General features: G+C 68.4%; 17 protein-coding genes and 1 tRNA gene. 8 read left to right on the top strand and 10 right to left on the bottom strand.

Annotated elements, in window-relative coordinates:
* Nucleotides 1–24: 24 nt before the first annotated feature.
* The 5 genes from holA to ACTICP_RS09420 form a co-directional block, all read right to left on the bottom strand.
* The gene (holA, locus tag ACTICP_RS09440) at nucleotides 25–1,062 is read right to left on the bottom strand and encodes a DNA polymerase III subunit delta (RefSeq protein ID WP_441891715.1); all 1,038 of its coding nucleotides are present in this window, start codon (nucleotides 1,060–1,062) and stop codon (nucleotides 25–27) included.
* Nucleotides 1,063–1,071: 9 nt separating this feature from the next.
* Nucleotides 1,072–3,393 carry a ComEC/Rec2 family competence protein gene (locus ACTICP_RS09435; protein WP_441891713.1) on the bottom strand — a complete coding sequence of 774 codons (2,322 nt, stop codon included), beginning with the start codon at nucleotides 3,391–3,393 and terminating at the stop codon, nucleotides 1,072–1,074.
* Nucleotides 3,390–4,001 (bottom strand): helix-hairpin-helix domain-containing protein, encoded by a 612-nt coding sequence (locus ACTICP_RS09430; protein ID WP_441891711.1) that lies wholly within the window; start codon nucleotides 3,999–4,001, stop codon nucleotides 3,390–3,392. Before ACTICP_RS09430 ends, ACTICP_RS09435 begins: the two co-directional genes overlap by 4 nt.
* A 366-nt stretch (nucleotides 4,002–4,367) precedes the next feature.
* Nucleotides 4,368–6,944, bottom strand: a complete 2,577-nt coding sequence (gene leuS / locus ACTICP_RS09425) for a leucine--tRNA ligase (protein ID WP_441891709.1) — start codon at nucleotides 6,942–6,944, stop codon at nucleotides 4,368–4,370.
* Between the two features lie 58 nt (nucleotides 6,945–7,002).
* Entirely contained in the window at nucleotides 7,003–8,382 is a 1,380-nt protein-coding gene (locus ACTICP_RS09420) for an anthranilate synthase component I family protein (RefSeq protein ID WP_441891707.1), read from the bottom strand.
* A gap of 31 nt (nucleotides 8,383–8,413) precedes the next feature.
* Here ACTICP_RS09420 and ACTICP_RS09415 point away from each other — a divergent pair, with 31 nt between their 5' ends.
* From ACTICP_RS09415 to ACTICP_RS09405, 3 genes are read left to right on the top strand one after another with little or no spacing between them, the layout of a single operon-like run.
* Nucleotides 8,414–9,097: a DedA family protein gene (locus ACTICP_RS09415; protein WP_441891747.1), complete on the top strand. Its 684-nt coding sequence runs from the start codon at nucleotides 8,414–8,416 to the stop codon at nucleotides 9,095–9,097.
* 5 nt (nucleotides 9,098–9,102) lie between these two features.
* On the top strand, nucleotides 9,103–10,131 hold the full coding sequence (locus tag ACTICP_RS09410) for an App1 family protein (protein WP_441891705.1): 1,029 nt from the start codon (nucleotides 9,103–9,105) through the stop codon (nucleotides 10,129–10,131).
* Between the two features lie 11 nt (nucleotides 10,132–10,142).
* The gene (locus ACTICP_RS09405) at nucleotides 10,143–11,093 is read left to right on the top strand and encodes a 3-methyladenine DNA glycosylase (RefSeq protein WP_441891703.1); all 951 of its coding nucleotides are present in this window, start codon (nucleotides 10,143–10,145) and stop codon (nucleotides 11,091–11,093) included.
* Here ACTICP_RS09405 and ACTICP_RS09400 read toward each other — a convergent pair.
* The 5 genes from ACTICP_RS09400 to ACTICP_RS09380 form a co-directional block, all read right to left on the bottom strand.
* Nucleotides 10,997–12,130: a glycoside hydrolase family 3 N-terminal domain-containing protein gene (locus ACTICP_RS09400; protein WP_441891701.1), complete on the bottom strand. Its 1,134-nt coding sequence runs from the start codon at nucleotides 12,128–12,130 to the stop codon at nucleotides 10,997–10,999. The genes ACTICP_RS09405 and ACTICP_RS09400 overlap by 97 nt on opposite strands.
* 36 nt (nucleotides 12,131–12,166) lie before the next feature.
* Nucleotides 12,167–12,823, bottom strand: coding sequence for an SDR family oxidoreductase (locus tag ACTICP_RS09395; RefSeq protein ID WP_441891699.1), 657 nt, complete (start codon nucleotides 12,821–12,823; stop codon nucleotides 12,167–12,169).
* A gap of 62 nt (nucleotides 12,824–12,885) precedes the next feature.
* Nucleotides 12,886–13,419: a hypothetical protein gene (locus tag ACTICP_RS09390; RefSeq protein ID WP_441891697.1), complete on the bottom strand. Its 534-nt coding sequence runs from the start codon at nucleotides 13,417–13,419 to the stop codon at nucleotides 12,886–12,888.
* Complete coding sequence (locus tag ACTICP_RS09385; protein WP_441891695.1) at nucleotides 13,416–14,207, bottom strand: hypothetical protein; 792 nt, start codon at nucleotides 14,205–14,207, stop codon at nucleotides 13,416–13,418. Before ACTICP_RS09385 ends, ACTICP_RS09390 begins: the two co-directional genes overlap by 4 nt.
* A 44-nt stretch (nucleotides 14,208–14,251) precedes the next feature.
* Nucleotides 14,252–15,319 carry an NAD(P)-binding domain-containing protein gene (locus ACTICP_RS09380; protein WP_441891693.1) on the bottom strand — a complete coding sequence of 356 codons (1,068 nt, stop codon included), beginning with the start codon at nucleotides 15,317–15,319 and terminating at the stop codon, nucleotides 14,252–14,254.
* A 138-nt stretch (nucleotides 15,320–15,457) separates the two neighbouring features.
* Between ACTICP_RS09380 and ACTICP_RS09375 the strand changes: the two genes are divergently transcribed.
* From ACTICP_RS09375 to ACTICP_RS09355, 5 genes are all read left to right on the top strand, one after another.
* Nucleotides 15,458–15,533 (top strand) — tRNA-Ala (locus tag ACTICP_RS09375).
* A 182-nt stretch (nucleotides 15,534–15,715) separates the two neighbouring features.
* A complete protein-coding gene (locus ACTICP_RS09370) occupies nucleotides 15,716–16,858 on the top strand; it encodes a calcium:proton antiporter (protein WP_441891691.1) in 1,143 nt (380 codons plus the stop codon).
* Between the two features lie 412 nt (nucleotides 16,859–17,270).
* A complete protein-coding gene (locus ACTICP_RS09365; RefSeq protein WP_441891745.1) occupies nucleotides 17,271–18,932 on the top strand; it encodes a sodium:solute symporter family protein in 1,662 nt (553 codons plus the stop codon).
* The gene (locus tag ACTICP_RS09360; RefSeq protein WP_441891689.1) at nucleotides 18,932–19,063 is read left to right on the top strand and encodes a putative transporter small subunit; all 132 of its coding nucleotides are present in this window, start codon (nucleotides 18,932–18,934) and stop codon (nucleotides 19,061–19,063) included. The genes ACTICP_RS09365 and ACTICP_RS09360 overlap by 1 nt, the downstream gene beginning before the upstream one ends.
* A gap of 93 nt (nucleotides 19,064–19,156) precedes the next feature.
* Complete coding sequence (locus tag ACTICP_RS09355; RefSeq protein WP_441891687.1) at nucleotides 19,157–19,504, top strand: LuxR family transcriptional regulator; 348 nt, start codon at nucleotides 19,157–19,159, stop codon at nucleotides 19,502–19,504.
* Nucleotides 19,505–19,532: the final 28 nt, after the last annotated feature.

Genomic DNA, 19,532 nt, shown 5'->3' with positions numbered 1-19,532 from the left:
CCAGCCTACGATCCGCGCGGAGCGCTACTCGCCGAACGGAGCGCGGGTGGCGATGACGGTGACCATGCGCTCCAGCGCGAAGATCGGGTCGCGCGCTGCGCCCTTCACCTCGGCGTCGGCACGGGCGGCCGCCTGGATCGCCAGGCCGAGCGACCTCTCGTTCCAACCGCCCAGGTCTCGGCGGGCGCGGTCGACCTGCCAATCCTTCATGCCCAGGCGCTGGGCGAGGCTGCGGCTGGGCTCTCGATGGCCCGCCACGCGCGCCATGGTGCGCAGCTTCATCGCGAATGCCGCGACCATCGGCACGGGGTCGGCGCCAGCATCGAGCGCGTGCCGCAGCGCCACGAGCGCCTCGCCGTAGCGGCCGGAGATCGCCGTGTCGGCGACGACGAACGCTGAGACTTCGACGCGGCCGCCGTAGTACTTCGTGACGATGTCTTCGGTAATGTCGCCCTCGACGTCGCGGAGCAGCTGCTGGCAGGCCGAGGCCAGCTCGGTGAGATCATCGGCGAAAGCCGAGACCAGTGCGCGCAGGGCGTTCGGGGCGATTCTGCGGCGCGCGGCGGCGAACTCCCCCGCGGCGAAGTCGACACGGTCGCTATCGCGCTTCACGGTCGGACAGGCGATCTCGATGCCACCGCCGGCGCCGCCGCGCAGCGCGTCGAGCAGCTTCTTGCCGCGCACGCTCGCCCCAGTGTGGCGGAGGATGACGGTCGCGCCCTCCTGCGGGTGGTCGAGATAGGAGACGGCCTCTTGGATGAAGGCGTCTGTGCACTTCTCGACCCCTGAGACTCGCACAAGCCGCGGTTCGCCGAACAGCGACGGCGAGGTCAGCGCCAACAGCGTGCCCGGTGCGTAGTCGTCGGCGCGCACATCACTGACTTCGAGCGCCGGATCCTCAGCGCGCAGGTAGTCGCGGATGCCGGCTGTCGCGCGCTCGGCGCAGACCTCTTCGGGCCCGAACACGAGTACGACCGGTGCGGGTCGCGGCTCGCGCCACGACACCTGCGGAATCTTCGTCGTCTTCGCGCCACCACGGGCAGAAGTACGAGAAGCGGCCATGAGACGAGCCTACTCGGGGTCATCGACATCGCGTTCGGTCCACACCGTGAGCGCATCGCCGTCCCGGCCGATCAGAATGCGTCCCTGCAGATCGGTGCGCATCGTGACGGCACCGGCGGCTTCGGTGATCGCGATCGTCTCCGCCCGCGGGTGACCGTAATCATTCTCGACCCCCGCGCTGAAGATCGCGATCGCCGCGTGCAACTGCGCATAGAGACCGGGATCCTGGTCGGCGCTGCCGTGATGCGCCACCTTCACCACCGCATACGAGCCGTGCAGCTGTGCGGCGAGCATCCGCTGCGGCACAGCCGAGAGGTCACCGAGGAACAGTGAACGCGGCACCCCGCCGCCGTCTATTTCGAGCACCACGCTGGCGTCGTTGCCGGACGGGAACGCGGCAGAGTTCTTCCGCGGCCACAGCACGTTCCATCGCGCACCGCCCAGCGTGCCGTGCAGTCCCTCCGCCGCCTCGACGAGCTCTGCGCCGCCGTCGGCCAGCGCGGCAAGCACCTGCTCCTCGTCTCCGGCTTGGGCGGGGCCATGCAGCACCGTGCCCGCACGCCCGACGAGCACGCCAGCGGCCCCGACATGGTCGGCATCGAAGTGTGTGAGGACGACCAGATCGATCCGCTCGATTCCCAGTGCCGCCAAGCAGCTCGTGAGCGGCTCGGGCTCCATTCCGGTGTCGATGAGCGCGGTCCTGCCCTCCGAGCGCACGACGAGCGCGTCGCCCTGCCCGACATCGCACGCCGCGATCGACCAGTCCTCGGGCACGGTCGTGCCGACCAGCGGGCCGGTGAGCAGCATCCGGGCGCCCACCAGGGCGCCCGTCACGACCAGCGTCGTCACCGACGCGACAATCGACCATCGCCCAGCCCGGCCGCGGATCGGCGAGACACCCGCGAGCACGATGCCGGTGGCCGCGCTCAGTACCGCGACGATCAGAGCGGCGCCGATTCCGGGCACGACGGACGCGGTCCCGCCCGGCACCGCTGCCGACACCGTGGCCGTGGTGGCGATCCATGCCGCAGGCAGCCAGGCGCATGCCGCGAACAGATCAGCCACGATGGGGATCGGTGCCGCCAGGCACGCGAGCAGTCCGATGACGGTCGCTATCGGGGCCGCTGGGTCGGCGAGCATGTTGGCCGGGATGCCGATGATCGACTGCTTCTCGGCGAAGAGAGCGATGATCGGGCCGCAGGCCAGTTGAGCGGCGACCGGGATGGCGACGGCCAGGGCGAGGGGCTGCGGCATCCATCTCGCCATCCCCCGGGCGAGCGGCGGGGCGAGCATGATGAGGGCGCCGGTCGCGGCCGCCGAGAGCGCGAACCCTGGCGTCGTGGCCAGCCACGGATCGGAGATCAGGATGCCGGTGACGGCGAGGCACAGCACCCCGATGCCCGCGCTCGGCCGACCGCATAGCAGCGTCAGCATGGCAAGCGCGGCCATCACCGACGCGCGGATCACACTCGGCTCTGGTGTGACGAGCACGACGAACGCCGCCAGCGCGGTGAGTGCCAGACCGATCCGCAGCCTGCGGCCGCCTCCGCAGAGCGCGACGAGCCAGAAGACCGCACCGACGACGATCGCGCAGTTCGCGCCGCTCACGGCCGTCAGATGACTGAGACCGCTGACCAGCATGGCGTCGTTGAGCTCCTCGGACACCGCGCTGGTGTCGCCCACAGCCAGGCCGGGCAGCAGGCCGGCGCCCGGTTCGGGGAGCCGGGTGGCTCGGTTCACGAAGTCCTCGCGCACCTGTGCGGCGACACCGAACACCCCCTGCGCCGGTTCGACGATCTCGACGCGCATCCCGAAGACGACGATCGCGGCGCGCTCCCCCGGATCTGTGGCCATCGCATCGCCCGTGACGCGGATCACCGCTCCGAGGTCTGCACGCGCCGTCGGTTCCACGCCGACGCGCATCGGCGCCTCGAGCGGTTCTGGTGCGCCCAGCGTGCCGGCACGCGTGGATTGCACGTCGAACCAGATCCGGCCGTCGCTCCCCTTCGCCGACGACGATGAGATCTCGCCGATCATCTCGATGACCCGGCCGTCCAGGGCTGCGGCGGCGTCCCGCTCGGGCGTCGCGAACCCCGCGGTCATCGCCACGGCGGCAGCGCCGAACGCGATGACGGCGACGAGTCCGCCGCGCGGACGGGCGCGACCGGCGCGGCGCCACATGGCCACCAGCATCCCGAGACCACCGAACGCCGCCACGGCCGCGCCCCACCAGGCGGCCTCGGGGACGAAGACGCATACGAGAGCGACGCCCCATACGAACGCGGCGAGCGGAACCAGTCGCAGGTCGCGCACGCGCGTGCCGCCGTTCACACTCGAACCAGGTCGCGCAAGCCCGCCAGCAGCTTCTCGCCGATGCCGGAAACAGCCAGCAGATCGTCCACCGAAGCGAAGCGCCCGTTCGTCTCACGCCAGTCGATGATCCGCTGCCCGATCGCGGGGCCGATCCCTGGCAGCGTCTCCAACTCCGCCTGATCGGCATTGTTGAGGTCGATCAGGCCGTCACCGACCGGATCCGTGCCCTCCGCGTCGGTGGGATCGGCGCCGACGGCTGGAACGATCAGCTGCTCGCCGTCGCTGAGTGGGCGCGCGAGGTTCACCGCCTGCAGGTCGGCGTCGTCGAGCGAGCCTCCGGCCGCAGCGAGGGCGTCGACGACGCGGGCACTCGGCTCGAGCACGTAGAGCCCGGGGTCAGTGACCTGCCCGAGTACATGCACGTACAGTTCGCCACCGACCGCCACCTCGTCGTCACCGGCGGCCTCGTCGATCTGCACCGTCTGCGTCGGCTGCGCCTGCCCACGCATGATGCCGAGCCCGACCGCCGCCGACAGCACGACGAGACCGAGCACGACGGCCGCGCCGATGCTCAGCCGCAGACGCGAACGCGCCGCTGGGGCAGACGCGGAGTCTTTCGCTGGCACCCCGCCACGCTAGATCCGCGCGTCAGTGGCCGGATGCCGGAATCACCCGAACGGTGGAGAACCCGGGAGTGGGGGCGGGTGTGGAGAGGTGGTTGGGGTTGGGGTGGGGTTGGCGTGGGGGTGGGTTGGTTTCGACTCGCCTGCGGTTCGCTCAACCCGTTTCGTCTCGCTCCGCTCGCTCAACGACCCGAGTGAGGGGGCGCCGAACGCACAGCGGAGGCGCGCTGCTGCGCTCGCATCGGAGGGGCGTTGAGCGGAGAGGAGAGGCGGTGGTCCGGGCGTTGAGCGGCGGCGCGGAGCGCCGGCGACGAAACGGGGTGAGCGACGAGCGGAGCGAGGAGTCGAAGCCCCTCCGCACCGCGAACCTCACCCCTTGACGGCGAAGTTCACCAGCTTCGGCGCACGGACGATGACCTTCACGATCTCCTTGTCACCGATGGCACGGATCACGCGCTCATCTCCGCGGGCGAGCGCTTCCAGCTCGTCGGCGGTGATCTTCGCGGGTACCTCGAGCTGCGCGCGCACCTTGCCGTTGACCTGCGCGACCGCCGTGATCGTGTCTTCGACGAGCAGCGCGGGGTCGGCCTGACGCCAGGTGACCAGCCCCACCGACGGCTCGTGGCCGAGCGCCTCCCACATCTCCTCCGCGGTGTGCGGGGCGATGAGATCCAGCATGACGGCGACGGTCTCCACGGCTTCGCGCACGGCAGGATCATCGGCGCCGGCAGCATCCACGGTCTTGCGGGCGAGATTCACCAGCTCCATCAGGCGCGCCACCAGCACGTTGAACTTCGTCTGCTCGACCAGTGCCGGTGCATCCGCGAGCAGCTTGTGCGTGCCGCGGCGCAGCGCCGCATCGCCACCCTTGAAGATCACGTCCACGGGACTCGACACCTCATGGCTCAGTCGCATCGCACGCGCCAGGAACTTCTGCGCCCCCGTCGTCGAAACGTCGGCCCAGTCCTTGTCGTCCTCCACCGGACCGGCGAAGGCGAGGCCGACCCGCAGGGCGTCGGCGCCGTGCTTGTCGAGCTCCTCCTGGAACAGCACCAGGTTGCCCTTGCTCTTGGACATCTTGGCGCCGTTCAGGATCACCATGCCCTGGTTGATCAGGCTGCTGAACGGCTCGGTGAAGTCGATCAGCCCCATGTCGAAGAGCACCTTGGTGATGAAGCGCGCGTACAGCAGGTGCAGAATGGCGTGCTCGACGCCGCCGATATAACTGTCGACCGGCGCCCAACGGGCGGCCTCGGCGGGGTCGAACGCGAACTGGTCGCTGTTCGGCGACAGGAAGCGCAGGAAGTACCACGAGCTGTCCACGAACGTGTCCATCGTGTCGGCGTCGCGCAGCACGGGGTCGCCCGAGGCAGGGTCGACGGTGCGTACCCACGACTCTGCAGCCCCCAGCGGCGAGGAGCCCTTCGGAGACAGGTCGAGACCCTCGACGCTCGGCAGACGCACGGGCAGCTGGTCGGCGGGAACCGGGGTCACCGTGCCATCATCGTGGTGCAGCATCGGGATCGGCGTGCCCCAGAACCGCTGGCGCGAGATCAGCCAGTCGCGCAGGCGGTAGTTCTTCGCCGCGCGGCCGGTGCCGGCCGCCGTCAGCTGCTCGATGGTCCGCGCGATCGCATGACGCTTGGAGAGTCCGTTGAGGTCGCCGGAATTGATCATCCGCCCCTCGCCGGTCAACGCGATCCCGGTGGATGCCGGATGCTGATCGTCCAGGCCCTCGGCCGGCTCGATCGGCACACCGTCATCGTCCACATCGATGACGGGCATGGCGCCGGTGATGGGCGCGGTCGTGTCGACGACGACCTTGACGGGCAGGTCGAAGGCGCGCGCGAAGTCGAGGTCGCGCTGGTCGTGTGCGGGCACAGCCATGACCGCGCCGTGCCCGTAGTCGGCGAGCACGTAGTCTGCGGCCCAGATCGGCAGCCGCTCGCCGCTGACCGGGTTGACCGCGAAGCGCTCCAGGAACACGCCGGTCTTGGGCCGGTCGGTGGCCTGCCGGTCGATGTCGGTGGTCTTCTGAACTTTCTCCAGGTAGTCCTGGAACCGCGACTGCACCTCGGCCGGCGACTCGGCGACCAGCTCGGCAGCGAGGTCAGAATCGGGCGCGACGACGAAGAACGTCGCCCCGTGCAGTGTGTCGGGGCGCGTCGTGAACACCGTCACAGGCTCGTCGCGACCCTCGATGCGGAAGTCGACGTCGGCACCGATCGAACGGCCGATCCAATTGCGCTGCATCTGCAGCACCTTGTGCGGCCAGCGACCCTCGAGCTGATTCAGATCGTCGAGCAGTCGGTCGGCGTAATCGGTGATCTTGAAGTACCACTGGGTCAGTTTCTTCTTGATGACCTCGGCGCCGCACCGCTCGCAGCGGCCGTCGACGACCTGCTCGTTCGCGAGGACCGTCTGGTCATTCGGGCACCAGTTGACCGGGCTCTTCTTGCGGTAGGCGAGCCCCCGCTCGTGCAGCTGCAGGAACAGCCACTGGTTCCAGTGGTAGTACTCCGGGTCTGACGTGTGCAGCTCGCGAGACCAGTCGAACGAGACGCCGTACGCCTTGAATCCGGTCTTCTGCTGGTCGATGTTCTGGTACGTCCACTCGCGCGGATCGGCGCCGCGGCGGATCGCCGCGTTCTCGGCCGGCAGCCCGAACGAGTCCCACCCGATCGGGTTCAGGACATTGTGCCCGCGGTGGCGCCAGAAGCGCGCCACGATGTCGGAGTACAGGTAGTTCTCCGCATGCCCCATGTGCAGGTCGCCGGACGGGTACGGGAACATCGCCAGCACGAACTTGCGGGGCCGGTTGTCCTCCGCTCCCCCGGCGAGAAAGGTCTCGTTGTCCGCCCAGTACTTCTGCCACTTGGCTTGGATGGCGTGCGGCGAGGTGGACTCGTCGACGGCGTCGGCGGAGGATGCGGGGAATTCAGACAACGAAGGGCCAATCAGGGAAGGCGTGCTCAGAAAAGTCAGGAACTTCCAGGATATCGGATCACCCGCGGCGCCAGGCGTCCGGCAGTTCGGCGTGCAGAGCCGCGAGCGGTGCACGGGCCTTGGTCGCCACCTCGTCGACCTCCTCATCGGCGATCGACCCCCAGGTGATGCCACCGCCGGCGCCGACGACGGCCCGCTCACCATCGACGAGGATGCTGCGGATGACCATCGCCAGATCCATCGCCCCGTCCAGCCCCACGTACCCGAAGCATCCGCTGTACACCCCGCGCGGACGGCCGGATTCGAGGCCGTGCAGCAGGGTCATGGCCGACAGCTTCGGCGCTCCCGTCATGCTGCCCGCGGGGAACGCGGCGTCCCACAGCGCCTGAGCGGTCAGGCCCGGAGCGGCCCGACCGCTGACGGCGCTGACCAGTTGATGCACGGCCGGATACGACTCGACCTCCCACAGCCCCTCGACCCGGATCGATCCCGGTTCGCACACCCGCGAGAGGTCGTTGCGCATGAGGTCGACGATCATGACGTTTTCCGCGCGCTCTTTCGGGCTCGCCACGAGCTCGCGGGCGAGCGCCTGATCGGATGCTTCGTCTGCACCGCGCGGCCGGGTGCCTTTGATGGGGCGCGTACGGATGCGGCCGTGGGACGCGTGCAAGAAGGTCTCGGGACTGGCGCTGAGCAGAGCGCGATCGCCGATCCGCACGAATCCGCCGTGGTGGGCAGGAGTCGCCGCCCGCAGGCGGAGGTAGGTCTCGACGGCGTCGTGGTCGCCGGGGACCGTGAACCGCGTCGTGAGGCACAGTTGGTAGGCGTCGCCGGAGCGGATCGCCGCACGGCAGCGTTCGATGAGAGCCGCGTACTCGTCGGGGGTGTGGCGGGGAAGGACTTCGACGCGCTTCGCTCGCTCAGTCCGTTTCGTCTCGCTCCGCTCGCTCAACGACCGAGGAAACCCGGGAACAGGGACTGGGCGTTGAGCGGAGGCGCGCAGCGCCGGAGACGAAACGGGCTGAGCGACCGCAGGGAGCCGAAGCCAGTCCTCCAGCATCCCGCCGAGCTCCCACGTGGCGCCGGTGGCATGGTCCACGGCCACCGCCGCGGTCACGTGCAACCAGGCGGGCCCGCCCTCTGACGCGGCGCTCGGCGCTCCCGCAGCCGCCGCCCCGGGCTCGTAGTCGAGCCAGCCGATCCATCCTCCGCAGAACGGCGGCGCACCCGTGGGGCCGGTATCCATGTCGAGCCGCACGTGGCCCGGGCCCGCAGCATCCGGCTCGCCGATGCCGAGAAAGCTCCAGCCTGCGTCGGCAGCTGCCCCGGCGTCCAGCCAGAAGACTCCCTCATATCGGCCCGCCAGCGCGCGGAACAGGCGCTCCAGGTCGACGCTCCCCGGCACCCGGCGGGAAGAAAGAGGGGAATTGCGAAGCACGATCACAGCGTAGATGCGTATTCTCGTGTGGGTGGACGACTTCCTGCTGTGGCTTCTGGATGCCGTGCAGGCGGTCGACCCGGTGGCTCGCACCCTCATCGCCGGGCTCGCGGTCATGCTCGAGACGAGCATCCTCATCGGGCTGATCGTGCCCGGTGACACGATCGTGATCATCGCCTCCATCGGCGTCGACGGTCCGGTCGAGATCATCGCCATGGTGGTGGCCGTCGTCGTCGGCGCCCTTATCGGCGAGAGCATCGGGTTCGGGCTGGGCCGCTGGCTCGGACCGCGCATCAGACGCTCCCGGATCGGCCGCAAGATCGGCGAACGGCACTGGACCCGCGCGGAACTGTACTTGGAGCGCCGCGGAGGCCTGGCGATCTTCCTCTCGCGCTTCCTGCCGGTCCTGCACTCGCTCGTGCCGCTCACGGTCGGGATGAGCACGTACTCCTACCGTCGGTTCCTCGCCTGGACGACACCGGCCTGCATCATCTGGGCGGCGGCGTACGTGAGCGTGACCTCGCTCGCCGCCGGCGGGTTCCGCGAGCTCGTCGACCGCGTGCATTTCGCGGGCTACATCTTCGTCGGCGTGATCGTGCTCTTCCTGCTGCTCGTGTTCGTCGGCAAGAAGCTCCTCGAGAAATGGGAGGCGCGTCATATGCGCACGGCGGAGAGCACCTCGGGCGAGGATGCCGCACCGGACGTGAAAGACTGAGAGCGATGTCCGAAGACACCGCCAAGAAGCCCAGGATCCACTGGTTCGCGCGACTCGAGCACCGTCTGCACGTCTGGCGGGAGAGCCGGGCGCGGCGTCGTGGGCGCACGGCCACGGTCCTGCCGTTCGCGGGGTACGGCGGCACTGGGTGGGTGCGAGTCGTCGGTCGGGTGCTGATCGTGCCCCCGCGGCGCCGCAACGCGCACGGCGACTACGAGTCGGTGCGCGGCTGGCGCAGCTTCGTCGGGATCCCGGTCGGCTTCTCGAAGGTCACCATCACCGTTGCCGGGAGCGTCCACGAGGTGATCGCCGACCGCGGCGGCGTGATCGACACGGTGCTCGATGCCGACCTCGAGGCCGGATGGCAGACCTTCACGATGTCGGTCGAGGGTCAGGCACCCATCGAGGGCACGACGTTCATCGTCGGCGACGACGTTGAGTTCGGCGTGGTCTCCGATATCGATGACACCGTGATGGTCACCGCCCTCCCCCGGCCGTTCATCGCCGCGTGGAACTCGTTCGTCGTCGATGAGCACGCGCGCATTCCCGTGCCCGGCATGGCCGTGCTCATCGAGCAACTGATGCGCCAGCATCCCGGCGCTCCGATGATCTACCTGTCCACCGGTGCGTGGAACGTCGCCCCGACGCTCAGTCGGTTCATGAGTCGGCACCTGTTCCCCCGCGGATCGATGCTGCTGACCGACTGGGGCCCCACTCACGACCGCTGGTTCCGCAGCGGACGCGAGCACAAGCTCCGCAACCTGTACCGCCTCGCCGACGAGTTCCCGCACGTGAAGTGGCTGCTCATCGGCGACGACGGGCAGCATGACGAAGCGATCTACACCGAGTTCATGATCGATCACCCCGGATCCGTCGCTGGCGTCGCGATCCGTCAGCTGTCGGCCACCGAGGCGATGCTCGCCGGTGGTCGCGCCGTCTCCGATGACCATTCCGAGGGCACCGCGACGTGGGTGACGGCGTCCGACGGCGCCGGCCTGCGGGAACAGCTCACTGACGTGGGCATCCTGCACTGACGGAGACTGCGATGTCGGCCGATTCCCTCGATCGCACCACCTGGAAAGCGCGGGAAAGCGCACACCAGGCGCGTGCCGATGCGCTGACCGCAGCGCACCGCGAGCGGTCGGCGCGTGGCGAGAAGCACCCGGTCTGGGACTTCCTGTTCACCTACTACTCGTACGCGCCGGCGCAGCTGCGCCGCTGGCACCCTGGTGCCGGCATCCAGCTCGACGACGCCCCCGAACGGGCCGGCTGGCGCTGGTACACAGCGGGATCCACCCCGGACGCGGTCGTTCCCGATGCGGCCACCTTCGCGCGCGAGAAAACGGCTCTCGCCGACCTCATCGAACGGATGCTGCGCCGCACCGCCGCGCGTCCCGGACAGTTCGGCTGCTTCGGACTGCACGAATGGGCGATGGTGTACCGCGAGAAGGAGCACCGGCATCCTGCGCCCCTCCGTCTGGGGCAGGCCGGCACCGATGCGGTCGTCGAGGCGAACGATCTGCGCTGCACGCACTTCGACGCCTTCCGGTTCTTCACGCGCGACGCCGCACCGCGCAATCGGCAGCCGCTCACGCGCGCCGACCAGCCCGCCCTCGAACAGCCCGGGTGCTTGCACGCCGGCATGGACCTGTACAAGTGGAGCATGAAGCTCGGCCCGCTGCTCCCCGGCGAACTGCTGCTCGACGCGTTCGAGCTCGCGCGTGACATCCGGCTGCTCGACATGGAGGCCGCCCCCTACGACCTGTCCGACTGGGACGTCGTGCCGGTGCCCATCGAGACGGCCGAGGGCAAGAGCGCGTATGCGCGCCGGCAGCGGGAGTTCGCCGAGCGCGGCAATGCGCTGCGCCGCCGGATGCTGGCGGCATGGTTGGGTGATGGTCAGGAAACCGGTTCGCAATCGTCGCACGGCGCCCAGACGGCGCCGGCTGCCGCAAGCTCCAACCGCAGCGTCATGACCCGTTCCGCGGCGTCCTGAAGCCGCGCCGCCGGAATCGCGCCACTGTCGACGGCCGCGGCGATCCCCTCGGTGAGCTGCGCCGCCGTATCAGGCGTGGAGTGCGCGATCATCAGCACCAGGTCGCTGCCGGCGGCGACGGCAGAGACCGCGTTGACGACCGGGTCGGCGTACTCCGGGATGCCGGTGGACTGCAGCATCCCGAGGTCATCGGTGACGATGACGCCGTCGAAGCCGAGCTCATCACGGGCGATCTCGTGCCAGCGGGCCGACAGGGAGGCGGGCGCCTCGTCCACAGTCGTGTATGACAGATGCCCGAACATCAGCACAGACCCGCCGGCATCGATGCCCGAGACGAACGGAAGGGCATCGCTCTGACGCCAATCATCGAGCGTCTTGTCCGTGCTCGGGATCAGTTCGTGCGAGTCGCCGGGGGCCGCGCCGTGGCCGGGGAAGTGCTTCATCGTCGAGGCGACGTACGATTCCTCGGCCGTCACACCGGCGGCGACCCGCTCCGCGGCCGTGGCCGGATCAGCGCCGAGCGAGCGGCCGTAGATGAAGGAGCCCGGGTCGGCTGTGGTGTCGGCGACGATGCCGAAGTTGACGTTCGCGCCGGCACGGTCGACCAGCGCCGCGCGTGCCGCGAAAGCCGCGGTGGTCTCGGATGCCGGACGATCCTTGAGCGTCCCCGATGCGGGGAGGTCGTCCCACGGCAGCCGGGAGACGACGCCGCCCTCCTGGTCGATGGCGATCAGCGGCGGCACGTCGGCATCAGCGGCGATGGCGTCGGTGACCGCTCGCAACTCAGCCTCGGTGCCCGAGACGTTCTCGCCCATCAGGATGAACCCGCCGATGCCGGTGTTCTGCATGTACGGGGTCAGCGCCGCAGGGTCGCTCGTCGAGATGTGCCCCATGACGATGCTCGCGGCCTGCTCAGCGGTCGTCATCTCCGCGACGAGCCGTTCGGCCTCTGCCGCAGGGCCGCCCGTCGTCGGCGCCGCAGCGGGTCTGCTGTCACCGGCCGCGATGGAGGGAGTCGCCGTGGCGGCCAGGGCCACCACGAGAATCGCTGCAGCGCGAAGCGTACGCAACGGTCAGCGCGCGAGCGCGTCGGCGATCGGCTCGGAGGAGTCCGGCGTACCGTTTCCGAACCGGACAGTCCGCCCGATCGTGGCCGGCTCGATCAGGGCACCGGCGATGACGGCGGCCACATCGGCGCGCGCGACACGACCGCGATCGGGAGCTTCGAGATCGATGCGCCCGGTCGGCTCATCGAAGGTGAGCGTTCCCGGCCCCAGGATCGTCCCCTCCAGGTCGGTGCCGCGCAAGTACTCGTCGGCAGCCCACTTCGCGTCGGCGTACGGGAAGAACGAGTCGCTCTCGGGCACACCGTGGTCGGCGGTGGATCCGAGCCAGGACACCAAGACGTAGCGCTTCACGTCGGCGGCGGCCGCGGCATCCATCGTCCGGGTCGCGGCGTCGCGATCGACCGCGTAGGTGCGCGCCGGGTCGCCACCGCCTGCGCCTGCCGACCAGACGACGGCATCGTGACCGCGGATGAGCTCGGCGATCGCGGCGGTGTCGAGCTGTTCGACGTCGGCGATCTGGGCAGTCGCGCCGGTCTGCTCGACATCGGCGACGTGATCGGGATTGCGGATCACCGCCGTGACCTCGTCACCGCGGGCGACGAGGATCGGAGCGAGCAGAAGCGCGATGCGGCCGTGGCCGCCGAAAACGATGACGCGGGACATGGCTCCAGGCTAACCCTCCTGTGCGCCGGCGTCACCCGTGCCGCGTCACGCGGGGAATTGCGTCACTCTGGCAGTTGAGTCGTGTCGACGATGAACGCCTGCGGATGGTTCGGCAGGTAGCGCACCACGACCGGGCTGTCGTCCGGAAGCCACGCATGGCGGTCCGGATACTCCGACGGTGTGAAGAAGTTGTTCTCCAGGGTGTACTCCTCACCCCCGGGCGTCGAGAAGGTCACCCAGTCGTCTTCCACCGTGCCCGTCGTCGGCACGCCGTTCTGGTGGATGTAGGCGGACGTGACGGGCACCCCGAACAGGCCCAGGAGCCCCAAGGCGAAACCGGCGACCATGACGACCCCCAGGACGCGGACGGCGAGTCTCTGCAACCGGGCCGCTGTGGGTCGTCCCCCGCCGGCGCTCGGAGCCTCAGGCAGCCCCTCGCGTTCACGGATCGCCGTCAGACGAGAGCCCAGTCCCCGCACAGGCCGGAACGCGAGGGCGCCGATGCCGAAGAACGAGAACCCGGCGATGAAGATCATGACGTAGCCGTGGGTGACAGGGAAATTGACGAGCCAGATCACCGTGTCGAGCAGATTCATGCGCGGTTCTCCCGTTCGATCGTCATGGCCACCGTCTGCGGATCGGCGGGAAGATAGGACGCCCACACCGGTGAGCCGACCTGTACGCGCGGCAGCGCTTCGGGGTAAAGGAACACGGTGGTATCCGCTTCCCAGTTCTGCTGGCCTTCCGGTGTGATGAGCAGTCGCAGTTCGAGTTCGCTCTGCCCCTCACGGCGCGCTCCGGTGGGCCGGATGGCGAGCACGGATGCCGGTGCCTGTATACCGGTGCGGCGGGCGCGAACGAGATGGGGTGCGATGAGCCCACGCTTGATCCGCCAATCGAGCATGGCATCGCGCACGGTGGTGTCGGTCATGTCGGCGATCTCAACGGTGTCGTGGTCGGTCGGACTGTATCGGACGGGCAGAACCATGCCCGGTTCGATCGACCCCTGCTCGATCGGATCGAGCAGCATCCGCATCTGGCTGATGAACTCGTCGCCCTCGTTGCCCGTAACCCGTACGAACAGGTCGTACTGCGGTACGTCGTTGATCGTGAGGCCGGTGCGCCGCGTCTCGACGACGCGGCCGACACCCACCTGCGTGGTGCCCGTCCTCCTCTTCTTCTTCGGCTGGAGCCCGAACAGGCCGGCACCGAATGTCAGCATGAGTCCCCAGGCGACGCCGATCATGATCGGCGCACCGATGGTGTCCTCGCCGAACGGCAGGATCGAGGACCGTTGGTCGACCCCGAAGAGCCCGACGCCGACCCAGAGCAGCAGCCAGGCGGACAGCAGCAACCAGATGATGAAGGCGACGATTCTGAACATGCGCTCAGGCTATCGAGATCGAGGTCTCCCGATCACAGATAGCGTCAGCCGAGCGATCCGGATGCGATCGTCGCGAGCGCGCGCTGGACGCCCTTCGCCGCGGTGCGTCCGGCGCGGTTGGCACCGATCGTGCTGGCGGATGGCCCGTAGCCGACGAGTTGGATGCGCGGGTCCCGCACGGCCGTCGTGCCGCGTCCCCTGCGGTCGAGCTGGATGCCACCGGCCTCGCTGCGCAGGTGCAGAGGGCCGAGGTGGCCGATCGCGGGGCGGAATCCGGTCGCCCAGATGATCGCGTCGACGCGCTCGAACGAGCCGTCAGCCCAGCGCACGCCGTCCGGCTCGATGCGCTCGAACATCGGGCGGCGGGCATCGTACGCACCGAGCCGCTCGGCTTCGCGCTCCTGCGGACGCAGCATGAGCCCGGTGACCCCTACGACGCTCTGCGGGGGCAGCCCCTGGGCGACGCGCTGCTCGACGAGGGCGACGGCCGCGGCGCCGGCCTCAGGGGTGAAATCGTCGTCGCGCCAGACCGGCTCGCGACGGGTCGCCCAGAGCGTCTCGGTGATCGGAGCGAGCGCACCGAGGAACTGCACCGCCGAGGCTCCGCCGCCGACGACGAGCACGCGTTTGCCGCGGAAGTGCGCGGGCCCCGGGTAGTCGACGGTGTGCAGCTGCTCGCCGAGGAAGGTCTCCATGCCGGGATAATGCGGCAGGAACGGCTGGGTCCACGTGCCCGTCGCGTTCACCACCGTGCGGGTGCGCCATTCGCGCTCCCCCGCGCTCACGACGAGCGTGCCGGCATCATCGATGACGCGATCGACATGAACGGGACGGACGACGGGCAGGTGGTTGTCGCGCTCGTAGTCGGCGAAGGTCGCCGGCACGGCGATGTTGGCGCGCTGTCCGTCGCGCGCGGGTGCCTCGGCCCCCGGGAGCTCGGCGACCCCGTGCACGTCGTCCATAGTGAGCGCATCCCAACGGTGCTGCCAGGCGCCGCCGGGCGCATCGTTCGCGTCGAGGACGACGTGCTCGATGCCGAGCCGCTTGAGGTGGAATGAGGTCGAGAGACCAGCCTGACCTGCGCCGATGACAATGCTCTCGAAGATGCTCACATCTATCGCAACGCATCGACATGAGCGGGTGTTCCCCGACCCCGCCCTGGGCCCGCACCGGGCATGCGCCGATTGGCGCCGAGTGCTCGCGGTGTTGTATTCTTTTCAGGTTGCCTCGCTCACGCGGGGAGCGAAGATGGGCCTGTGGCGCAGCTGGTAGCGCACCTGCATGGCATGCAGGGGGTCAGGGGTTCGAGTCCCCTCAGGTCCACCATCTGATCAATCGCGAAATCGGCGTCAGTCCTGACCCATCGCTCTCATTCCGTGAGGCCGCGCGAGTAATGCAGCGGCACGACTGCTTCCGACTCCGCGAGAACTGATAGATTCGAGTCCTACGCGAGGGACGACTCTCGACGGACAACTCATGAGGGGACGGCCCCGCAAGGAGCCACGTCCATGCGAAGCCTCTCCCGGTTCATCACAGCATCCGACATCGTCAGGATCGCCCTCGGCTGGGGCGCGTTCATCGCCCTGCTGCTGGCCGGTCCCCTGCTCGCGGCGCCGGTGCCCGCGGCGCTTCTGATCGTCGCGCTCCTCGCCATCGTCGCCGTGATCCTCGTCTGCGCGTTCGGGGTCGTGAAGCAGGCCGAAGCACTCGCCCATCGCCTCGGCGATCCGTACGGATCACTGGTGCTGACGCTGTCGATCGTGCTGATCGAGGTCGTTCTCATCTCGGCCGTCATGCTCGGCCCCGGCGAGCACGCCACCATCGCACGCGATTCCGTCATGGCGGTCTCGATGATCATCCTGAATCTCGTGATCGGTATCGCGCTGCTGGTCGGCGGCATCCGTCATCGCGGGATGGCGCATAACCGAACCGGAACGTCGGCCTACCTCGCGATGCTGGTCGTCCTCACCGCGCTCGCCTTCGCCCTTCCCGCACTCATCGGCCGTGATGGCGCGTACACGATCGCGCAGGAGGTGCCGATCGCCGTGCTCACGCTCAGCCTGTACGCGTTCTTCCTGTTCCGGCAGATGGGCGCGCAGGCCGAGGATTTCACCGAGGTCGGCGGGCGAGTGCCGAACCGGCCCACCAGCGGGCAGGATGCCCCGGCACCCACCATCGGCGACACCCTCCGCACGCACCGCACCGAGGTGATCGCGCGCCTCGCCGTGCTCGTCGTCACCGTCATCCCGATCGTGCTCCTCTCGCACGACATGGCCGCCCTCCTCGACGACGGACTCGGGCGGCTCGGAGCTCCCGTGGCGCTGGCCGGCGTCCTCATCGCGGCCATCGTGTTCCTGCCCGAGTCGATCACGGCGATCCGTGCCGCCGCGGGCGGCGAGATCCAACGCGTCATCAACCTCTGCCACGGCGCTCTCGTCTCGACCGTGGGGCTGACGATCCCCGCCGTCCTCATCATCGGCATGCTCACCGGTCAGGGGGTTGTCCTGGCTGAGACTCCGGCCGATCTGCTGCTGCTCGGTGTGACGCTGCTGCTGTCGATCGGAACGTTTGCGGCGAAGCGGGTGACGGCGATGCACGGCGCGGCACACCTCGCACTGTTCGCGGTCTACCTCATCGTGCTGTTCAGCTGACCGGGAGTTCGCTGGGAATTTGCTAAGGTGGCAAGGATGCTCGTGCCTGCATGGGCAGGGGGTGCTTCAGCGCTCTCACGCGACGCGCGCCTGACTGCGCGCACCTCGCAATCATTCGAATCCCGCTGAGGGTGCGCCGGTCATCAGTGCGCCCGAAAGATGGACCTCTGGAAAGGAGCCGCACCCCGGACCTCTCGTCTGTGCGCTGCCATGCGCCTCAGTGGTCCAGGTTCGTTCGCCCATGCTGAAAGTCTCAGATCTCTCGATATCCACTCGTTCCTCCGAATCCCTCTCCCCCACTTAGCGAGTCCTTTCTCCTTCGACCAGCGGCCTCTGCCGCATCAAGACGAGAAAGTGAGAACAACCGGTGGGCGACCTCCAAATACTCTCGGGGCCGATCGTGGTCCTGCTCATGCTGCTGTTCTTCGGCGGCAGCCTGTACATGTCGATCCGCATCTCCCGCAAGAAGGAGAACGCCGACGGCTACATGACCGGCGGTGGCAAGATCGGATTCGGCATCTCCGCCGCGTCCATGACGGCCACCTGGATCTGGGCGTCATCGATGTACGCCTCGGCCACGTCCGGCTACACCTACGGGATCTCCGGACCCATTCACTACGGGCTCTGGGGCGCCTTGATGATCCTGCTCATCTATCCATTCGGCCGCCGCATCCGCAAGGTCGCGCCCAAGGCGCATACCATCGCCGAGGTCATGTTCGCGCGGCACGGTCGCTCCAGCCAGCTCATGCTCGCCGGCTCCAACGTGCTCGGAAGCGTCATCAGCCTGACATCCAACCTGATCGCCGGTGGCGCGCTCATCTCGATGCTGTCGCCGTTCACCTTCACGCAGGGGATCGTCGCGATCGCGATCGGCGTACTGGCCTACACACTGTGGTCCGGCTTCCGCGCATCGGTGCTCACTGATTTTGCGCAGGTCGTCGCAATGCTCGGCGCCGTCGCGATCATCGTGCCGGTGATCTTCTTCGCCGCCGGCGGGCCGGGTCTGTTCGTCGAAGGTGCGAAGAACCTCACCCCGCAGCAGGGCGATTTCTTCTCGTCCGATGCGTTCTTCAATCAGGGAGCCCCCTACATCGCAGCCGTGCTCGCGTATGCGATCGGCAACCAGACCATCGCGCAGCGCCTGTTCGCGGTGCGTGAAGACCTCATCAAAAAGACGTTCATCACCGCGACGTTCGGCTACGGCGCGTCGATCATCGGCATCGGCATGCTCGGCGTGATCGCCCTCTACGCCGGCATCGAGCCGATGGGCGCAGATGTGAACAACCTCATCCCGCAGATGGCTGCCACCTACCTGCCGCCAGTGCTGATCTGCGTCTTCTTCGTCATGATCATCGGCTCGCTTTCGTCGACGGCGGATGCCGACATGACGGCGCTCTCGTCGATCATGATGGCCGACATCTACGGTCAGAACATCGCCGGCAAGAAGAACGCCAACCCGAAGACGATGCTGCTGGTGGGACGCCTGACCATGGTCGGTGCGACAGCGGCGGCACTCGGTTTCGCCTCGATGCAGTTCAACATCCTCGACCTGCTCGTCTTCGTCGGCGCGATGTGGGGTGCTCTGGTGTTCCCCGTCATCGCGAGCTTCTACTGGAACCGCGTCACCAACGTGGCCTTCAGCGTCGCCGTGGCCGTAGCTCTCGCCGCGTTCCTGCCGGTGCGCTTCGAGTGGATCGACCTGTCCGGCGGTCTCGGCATCGCCAGCGACGTGCTGTCGGTGATCGGCATCGGCGTCGTGCTCGGGCTGATGTCCTTCGGATTCTTCGGTCTGCGCGTCGCTGTCATCGTCGGCGGAATCGCGACCGTGGCATCCGCGCCGTTCGCGATCGGTTTCCTGCACACCTACCCGGTGCTGTCGGGATCGCTGGTCGCCTACGCGGTCAGTACGATCGTGTGCGTCGCGATCACCATGCTCAACAAGGACAAGCGGTTCGACTTCTCGTTGATCAGGCAGCGCACCGGCGACTTCGACACAGCCGAGACGGAGATCATCTCTGAAGCGGAGACCGTCGTGAAGGATTCCGACGCCGCATACACCGGAAAGGAGCAGTGATGGAGGCCCTGTTGCTGACTGCATACGTGCTGGTGTGGCCGATCGTCGTCATCGGCACCCTCACCGTGATCATCCGGGCGTTCGTCAAGGACGCCCGCGAAGCGAAGCGGGAAGGCCGTCAGATCATCTGACGTAGACCGCTCGGGCGGGCATCGGATGCTTCCGGTGCCCGCCCGTTCGCATCGGTGCGAGGATGATCTCTACGCCACCGGAAGGATCAGATCATGACCGCAGACCTGCTGACACCGACCAATCTCGCCGACCTGCAGGAGAAGCTGCTCGAGAAGGCCCGCGAATCGAACTCTCAGCGCGCGGCGCAGGCGCTCTACGGCGGTCAGGGAGCCCTTCTGCGGCAGACTGCCATCGCGCTGCTGGAGGAGGCCGAGCTCACCGAGCACGACACTCCCCCGGAGGCGACGCTTCAGGTTCTGGTCGGACACCTGCGCCTGACCGGCCAGGGACGCTCCTGGGAGCTCAGCGCCGGCGACATCATGCCCATCCCGCCGGAACGGCACGGTGTTCTGGCGCGGGAAGAGAGCGTCTTCCTGCTGACAGTGCGCCGCTCGGTGTGAGCAGAACCCGCTTGTGCGGGCTCAGTTC

This window comes from Microbacterium sp. (assembly GCF_052102115.1).
Classification (GTDB): Bacteria; Actinomycetota; Actinomycetes; order Actinomycetales; family Microbacteriaceae; genus Microbacterium.
The sequence above is the reverse complement of the archived record's forward strand: the minus strand, read 5'-3'. Positions and strand labels throughout refer to the sequence as shown.